The sequence below is a fragment of the Candidatus Omnitrophota bacterium genome, from assembly GCA_013791745.1.
Classification (GTDB): Bacteria; CG03; CG03; order CG03; family CG03; genus CG03.
Window position 1 is genome coordinate 1 of record VMTH01000101.1, and the last position, 6,859, is coordinate 6,859.

A 6,859-nucleotide genomic window follows, 5' to 3' on the forward strand; every position below is an offset into this window, starting at 1 on the left:
ACGGGCTGCTTGAAAAAATGGAACATGCCCTCGAATTCCAGAAAATGATCCAGAAGAGTGTTGTATATGTCTTTCAGCTCGATTATCTTATCCATCCAGAATTTCTCCATTATCCTGCGGCGGGATTCGGCGAAGATGTTATCGAGAGAATAAAATTTTTCTTTGCCGTCCACAAAAAGTTGAATGGCGAAGGGAATGTCCCTGTTCTTGATCTCGTATTTGTAAGACACCGTCTCTTCCGTGTCCTTTTTGTAGTAATCAAGCTGTTTTCCCGCCGGATTAATAAAAACATGGTAATGCCGGCCGTCTTTTGACACCGTTTTTTCTATCCCTGAAGAAAGCATCTGTATTATGAGGCCCGCCGCGAATTTGTGGCATGTTTCCTCCTGCGGAACAATGTATTTTTCAAAAACCCTTTTGCCGTTTTCCAGACTTTTCACGTTGGACGGGGCGCCCTCCAGTATCTTGAGAAAATCCTCTTTTATGTCCTTTCCCGAAAGCTGTTTATAGAGTTCCAGCGCCCTGTCGGCGTAAGCTATGTTCTGAACGGGCTCAATGCCGCTTATTTCCGACCAGAACCAGCCGCATGAGGTAAAAGAAAAAAGCGTCTGCTTGAGCATCTCAAAGAGTGTCAGTATCCTTCTTTTCGCCTCAAAAGCGGTTTCCGCGCCGAAGAAGCGTGATATAAAAGCGTCCGTCGCCGAAAAATTGTGCAGTATAGCGGGATACTCCGCCAGCGCCCCGTCGGGCTCATGTGTATATTTGCCCAGCTCTTCTCTGAAATAAGAACATATCCCGGTAGCCGCGAAATTGAAAGCCTCCCGAAGCGGCCCCCTCCATTCCTGTGTCTGGCCGTTTTCCTTGCCGCAGCCGCAGTCTTCCTTCCATCTGCCGACGCCGTGAGCGCAGGACCATGCGGTGCCGAGGCCGTCAGCGCCGTTTTTTATGTTTATTTCCCAAGAGGGCGTTATTTGTTCGCACACATATGCGGGATTGACGACTTTGATTCCCCTTGAAGGCAGCTCGTATTTTAAAAGATAAGCCAGCCCGCGGTCGCCGAAGGCCTGATGGTGGCCGAAAGTCTCGCCGTCGCAAAGAATGGTGATGACCTGGTCGTGATGGGTGTGCGCGGAAAAAGCGCCCTCTATCCTGTCCGCCGCCGTGCGGCTGTCCGACAGAAGATGATTGAAGGACACATCGTGCGATATCTCATGATGGGCCACAAAGACATTTATGCTCCCTTTCGCGTTTGTGATCCTGTAAGGGTATCTCGGATCTATATTTCTCTCGGATACATCCCTTTTATGTTTGATATTGACGGGGTGGGCCGATTCTATCTGAGTGGCGACGAGAAGAACATATTTTAGGCCAATGCTTATCAGTTCATCTACCACAGCGTCGTTTACAGCTGTTTCAGGAAGCCATATCGCTTCAGCTGGCCTTCCGAAATCCTTTTCAAAAGATTTCAGACCCCAGAGAATATCCGTTTTTCTTATAAAATCCGGGCTCAGAGGGAGAATGCTGTGACTGAAAGCGCAGGCGATAGCGTTACCGTGGCCGAGCAGTTCCAGCGCTCGCGCATCGCCCTTCTTTACAATATTCCATGTTTCGGGATGCCTGCTCCTGAACCACTCCGCCAGTGTGGGGCCGAAATTGAAAGACATGAGCTCAAAATTGTTCACCATGTCAATGGTAAAACCGTTATCGTTCTGTATGCGCGCTCCCGAATTGGGAAGATAGCATTCGTGGAATATCTTTTCGTTCCAGTCGTGATAAGGCTCGGCCGACTCCTGCCTCAGGACATTACCGAGCCACGGGTTCGCGCGGGGGGGCTGATAAAAATGCCCGTGCACTATCACATATCGTTCAGCCATCCATTTCTCCTTCAGATATAGATCCTGAAATCGATATTCGGGAAAATATTATTCCTCTCTTCGCAGGTTTTCAGGAAATCCCCGTCAATATTATCGCTTTCAAGCATTTTTTCCAGTTCAAGAAAATTCTTCAGATGCACCTTGGTTCTTTTGTGCGCGTAGGGCACCATCGTTCCCGTCGTCATTATAAAGGCCCAGTCGCTGGACTCGGCCAGAAGAAGCTCCCTCGCCATCTGATTCAGCGCGCGCTTTCTGATGCCGGAGGCGTTTTTATTTTTCTCCGCCTGATAGATCATCTTCCGCGCGGCATGGTGCAGATGCCTGTATATCCAGTCGTTTGAAGCGTTCAGCCAGACCTCATTGTAGCCCTTGTCGCCCCAGCTTGACGGCGTGGGGCTGAGGATCTGGAGGCCGGGATGCTTCTTTAAATATGCTGAAGGCGTGACTGGCTCAATTATGGATTGGCCGGAAAGCCTTTTAAAAAGGCGGTATATGAATTCCGGCCCCTCAAACCACCAGTGCCCGTAGAGCTCGGCGTCATAGGGCGAGACGATGAGCGGCGTTTTTCCGAGAGCCGAAGAGAGGTGCTCGCACTGGGCTGTCCTGCAGAAAAGAAAATGGCCTGCGTGCTCATCGGCGGCCTGGCGCGCCGCGGCGGGGTCGTAAAAATCTTTTTTGTTCAGCGCCACTTTGCCCGTTATGCTGTAATATTTGATCCCGATATTCCTTCTCACCCTGTCCTGGTGCAGATGCTCTCCGATATAATCCTCGGGAAGATCGTGGCCTATGTCCCTGTAAAATTCCCTGTATCTGCTGTCGCCGGGATAACCGCATTCGGAGCTCCACACCTGCATTGAGGACTCTACATCTCTGGCGAAGACGCCAACGCCCGACGGACAGTAAACGGGGGCGTAAACGGCGTATTTGGGCCGCGGGCGGCCGTAAAGTATGCCGTGAGTGTCCGTAAAAAAATACCTGATACCGTTTTCAGCGAGGATCTCATCCACGCCGGATGTATAGCCGCACTCCGCCAGCCATATTCCCCTGGGAGATTTTCCGAATTTCTCGCGGTAATCGGCCACAGCCGCCCTCACCTGAGCCTGACGGTCTTTCTTCTCGCTCATAAGCGGAAGAAAACCGTGGGTGCCGGTGCATGTTATTATCTCAAGAACGCCCTTGTCCTGAAAATATTTGAAAGCTTTTATCAGATTGCCGCTGTGCTTGTTTATCATTCTCCGGCAGTCGCGGAAACGCTGCCTGTACATCTCAACCGCGGGTTTTATGGCCGGCGCCTTAACGGCGCGTTTCGCCTCTTTTTCTATCAGGGTTTCCAGATTTTTGAGATAGTTGGAATACCTCTCCATCAAAAGACCGTCGGAGAGCATGTTTGCCAGAGGAGGCGTCACCGACATTGTCAGACGGAAATCAACGCCTTCCTTTTCGAGCCGCTCCATAACCAGGAGCAGCGGTATATATGTTTCCGTTACGGCTTCGTAAAACCAGTCTTCCTCAAGAAAATCGGGGCATTCCGGATGCCGTACAAAAGGAAGATGAGCGTGAAGAACAATACAGAGATAGCCCTTGAGCATTTAATTTTTCTTTATTAGCGATGAAGAGCTTCCGGCGACACTGCCTTGTTTAAGTATTTCGAAAAGCAGCCGTGTGTTTGACTGCGCCTGTCTCAGACTGCTTCGGGATTCTTTATCCAGGCCGCTCTCTTTGATGATCTCTTTCAGGTCTTCCTTGACTATCATCCAGTTTTCATCCGCTTCCTCGGAAATGGAAGAACTGGGCACGTCTATGACATTTGATGAGAGAATGCCGGTAAAAACGCCGTTGTTCATATAGCCTATCTCAGCCCTGTACTTCCTTCCGGGGTGCGGCACCTTTACATACCAGTTATTTATGAGGCCGTTCACATCGGTGTCGAAATAATATCTGTCGCCGGATTTATCCAGTTCGTAAACCCTCAGAACAAGCGGCCCGTATATCCTGCGGCTGATCTCCCAGTAAGCGAACATGCACGAGGGATCACGGGGCATTATAACGAGAGTTTCATCATTGTATTTGGCCGGGATGGCCGGTCCCATGTCTATGAACACTTCCTTTTGGACGGGTTGTTCCGGAGGTTTTTTGACGGGGGAAGTCGCTTTCCTGTCCTTGTTTTTCAGGTCGCTAAGTATCTTTTTTTTAGCGGTTTTTTTGCTGCTTTTCTTTATTAACGCCCTGATCTTTTCCTCCTGAGTCTCAGTCAGATTTGATATGGCGTATTTTTTCCGCATCCCGAGTTTTTTAGCCGCGTGAAGAATATAGGACACGCTCACCTTAAATTTTTCCGCTATCAGATAGACTCTCATTTTCACTTCCTCCCCGACGGTATCCTCAGATGGCCGCCTAAAGTATTATTTCGCACTTTCATTATCTCAGCCGTTATGCACAAAGCTATTTCTTCCGGGCTCTCGCCCCCCAGGTCCATGCCCACGGGCGCGTAAACCCTGCTGTCAATGTTTGTGCCCGCTTTACGCAGTTTTGCAAAAGTCGCAGGCACTTTGACGCGGCTGCCTATCATGCCTATGTAAAACGCTTTTGTTTTCAGAGCCCCCTCAAGACAGTCCGCGTCGCCCGCATGGCCGTGCGTAACGATGATGACCGCCGTGTCAGAGCCTATTTTTTTCTTATCAAAGGCTTTTTTATACGAGGGAACAAACAGAGCTTTTTTCACTCCACTCTTTTTAATATATTCCTTTCTGCTGTCAATAAGCTCGCAGTCCCATTTCATTACCGTGGCCATCTTCACCAGCACCTTTCCTATATGACCCGCCCCGCATATAAACAGCTTGACCGGCGGTTTATATATATCCAGAAAAACTTCGGTTTCGCCGCCGCAGATCATTCCCGTGTCAACGCGGTTTTTCATTTTTGATCCGCTCAGATTAAACAAAACACTTCGCGAGGCGCCTTTCTGAATAGCGAGCGCCGCTTCTTCCTCCACCATTTTCTCAAGCGCCCCGCCGCCAACCGTGCCTCTTGTGGTACCGTCGGAAAAAATCACCATGGAAGCTCCGGGTCCGCGAGGCACCGAGCCCGCGCTCTTTATTACCGTCGCTATAACAGCAGGCAGGCCTGCCTCGGAGATGGCTTCCATTTTATCTATATCAATCATTTTTTTCTCTCTTCAAAAGCGTTGCGCGAATCTTTCATAATCCGCGAACGTGTCAACATCTATTATAACACCTTTATCATCCGTGTCAAAGTGCAAAATCAGATCTTTTTCCTTTTCAAGAAAAAACTTGAGCCCGCCACCGAGGTCATCAGGACTGGAAAGGATCTCTCCCACCAGGCCCGCGGGATAGATCGCGGGATGGCCTCTTCTTTCCTCAAAAGAAGGAATATGTATCTTCTCCGGATATTTTTCCCATTGCCGGATGAGACTTTCGTAAGTGCTTTGTCTAACGCCCGGGCAATCCACCGGATTGATCATAAAAGCCTTTTCGCGTGATAGCCTTGAAAGCCCCGCCTTCACTGAGGAGAACATACCTTTTTCAAAATCAGCATTATAGACGATTTCAGAGCGCGGGATATTTACGCGAGCGAGGATCTCGTCTTTATCGGAGCCGAGGACAACTATCACCCTGTCTGAAAAAACCGAAACTTTGCGGTAAATCTCCTCTAAAAATGTGACACCCGGCCTTATTTCCAGAAGAGCTTTAGGGTAATGGGGACGGTTCCTATTACTGTTTTTCATTCGCGACGAAAACCCCGCCGCAAGAATAACCGGGGTCAGGTCTTGACATGTGACATCAATAGGGACTGTTCCCGCAGGAGTGTCGTCAAATATCAAGGCCTGACCCCATTATGACAGTTTTGATTTTGCCTTTGAGAAGAGACGCGAATTGCCCGGCGTCGGCGGAAGAACCCACAACCGAGCCGTAATGCATGGGTACGGCGATTTTCGGCGATATCACCAGGGCCGCTGACGCGGCTTCTTCCGCGTCCATCGTGTAGGTACCGCCCACAGGCAGAAAGGCGATATCAATGTTTTTTATATCCTTCATTTCAGGAATATTATCGGTGTCGCCGGCGTGGTAGATCCTTCTCCCGTCAGGCAGTGTCACAACAAAGCCCAGCCAGCCGCTGCTTTTGGGGTGAAAGTTTTTATCCGTGTTATATGCCCTTACAGCCACGACGGTAAATCCCGCCGCATCCAGAACATCACCGGCCCTCATTGTCTTGACCTCATTTTCGAATTTTCCGGCGCAGCTTTCAGCCGAGACTATAAAGCTGTCTTTTTTTGTTATTTGCTGGATATCTCCGACCGAGCAGTGATCAAAATGGGCGTGCGTTATAAGGATGATATCGGCTTTTTTCGCGGGATCCGTGATCATGTAAGGGTCAATATAAAGAACCTTTCCTCCGGATTCTATCCTGAAAGCCGACTGCCCCAGCCAGAAAATTCCGTCAGTATTCAATCCGCCTCCTTTTCACAAAATTTCTGACTGCAAGTCCGGGTTACCGCGCTTTAAATCGCTTTAAGGAGCGCTCGCTCTATTATAACGGCGGCGGTTTCACGGCGGTATTTCGCCGTGCTTCGGAAATCATCTATAGGGCATATCTCTCCGGCTGCGGTTTTTGCCGCGCGGGAAATAACAGCTTTATTGAGCTTTTTGCCTTTAAGGAATTTCTCTGTTTCAGCGGCTCTTATGACGGTCGGCCCCACCGCCCCGAAAGCTATTCCCGCTTCGCGTATAAGGCCGCCGGAAATAACAAGAGAGACGGCCGACGACACCTTTGAGATGGCGAGAGCTTTTCGCGGGCCTATCTTCGAGAAAAAAGATTTGTTGTTTTTTCTGGGTATAGATATTTCTGTTATCAGTTCATTTTTTTTGAGAACGGTTTTTTTGGGTCCCGTAAAAAATTTATCCGCGGGAACAGACCTCATATCTGTTTTTATGACAGCCCCCAGAGCGTATAACGCGGGGATGGCG

The 6,859-nt window shown here is 49.5% G+C and carries 7 protein-coding genes; all 7 read right to left on the bottom strand.

Features of this window, described 5'->3' with window-relative positions; translation table 11 throughout:
• The coding region (locus tag FP827_04595) for a DUF3536 domain-containing protein (protein ID MBA3052352.1) at positions 1-1,874 on the bottom strand (1,874 nt) is incomplete at its 3' end.
• A gap of 11 nt (positions 1,875-1,885) precedes the next feature.
• Positions 1,886-3,463 carry a DUF1957 domain-containing protein gene (locus tag FP827_04600; protein ID MBA3052353.1) on the bottom strand — a complete coding sequence of 526 codons (1,578 nt, stop codon included), beginning with the start codon at positions 3,461-3,463 and terminating at the stop codon, positions 1,886-1,888.
• A complete protein-coding gene (locus FP827_04605) occupies positions 3,464-4,231 on the bottom strand; it encodes a DUF4912 domain-containing protein (GenBank protein MBA3052354.1) in 768 nt (255 codons plus the stop codon).
• A gap of 2 nt (positions 4,232-4,233) precedes the next feature.
• On the bottom strand, positions 4,234-5,037 hold the full coding sequence (locus FP827_04610; GenBank protein MBA3052355.1) for a hypothetical protein: 804 nt from the start codon (positions 5,035-5,037) through the stop codon (positions 4,234-4,236).
• A 12-nt stretch (positions 5,038-5,049) separates the two neighbouring features.
• Positions 5,050-5,619 (bottom strand): nucleotidyltransferase family protein, encoded by a 570-nt coding sequence (locus tag FP827_04615; protein ID MBA3052356.1) that lies wholly within the window; start codon positions 5,617-5,619, stop codon positions 5,050-5,052.
• 85 nt (positions 5,620-5,704) lie between these two features.
• On the bottom strand, positions 5,705-6,328 hold the full coding sequence (locus FP827_04620; protein MBA3052357.1) for an MBL fold metallo-hydrolase: 624 nt from the start codon (positions 6,326-6,328) through the stop codon (positions 5,705-5,707).
• 65 nt (positions 6,329-6,393) lie between these two features.
• The coding region (locus tag FP827_04625) for a xanthine dehydrogenase family protein subunit M (GenBank protein MBA3052358.1) at positions 6,394-6,859 on the bottom strand (466 nt) is incomplete at its 5' end.

Excerpts from the sequence above, each read along its gene's own strand:
- FP827_04605 (MBA3052354.1), bottom strand. The coding sequence starts at position 4,231 with ATGAGAGTCTATCTGATAGCGGAAAAATTTAAGGTGAGCGTGTCCTAT.
- FP827_04610 (MBA3052355.1), bottom strand. The coding sequence starts at position 5,037 with ATGATTGATATAGATAAAATGGAAGCCATCTCCGAGGCAGGCCTGCCT.
- FP827_04600 (MBA3052353.1), bottom strand. The coding sequence starts at position 3,463 with ATGCTCAAGGGCTATCTCTGTATTGTTCTTCACGCTCATCTTCCTTTT.
- FP827_04615 (MBA3052356.1), bottom strand. The coding sequence starts at position 5,619 with ATGAAAAACAGTAATAGGAACCGTCCCCATTACCCTAAAGCTCTTCTG.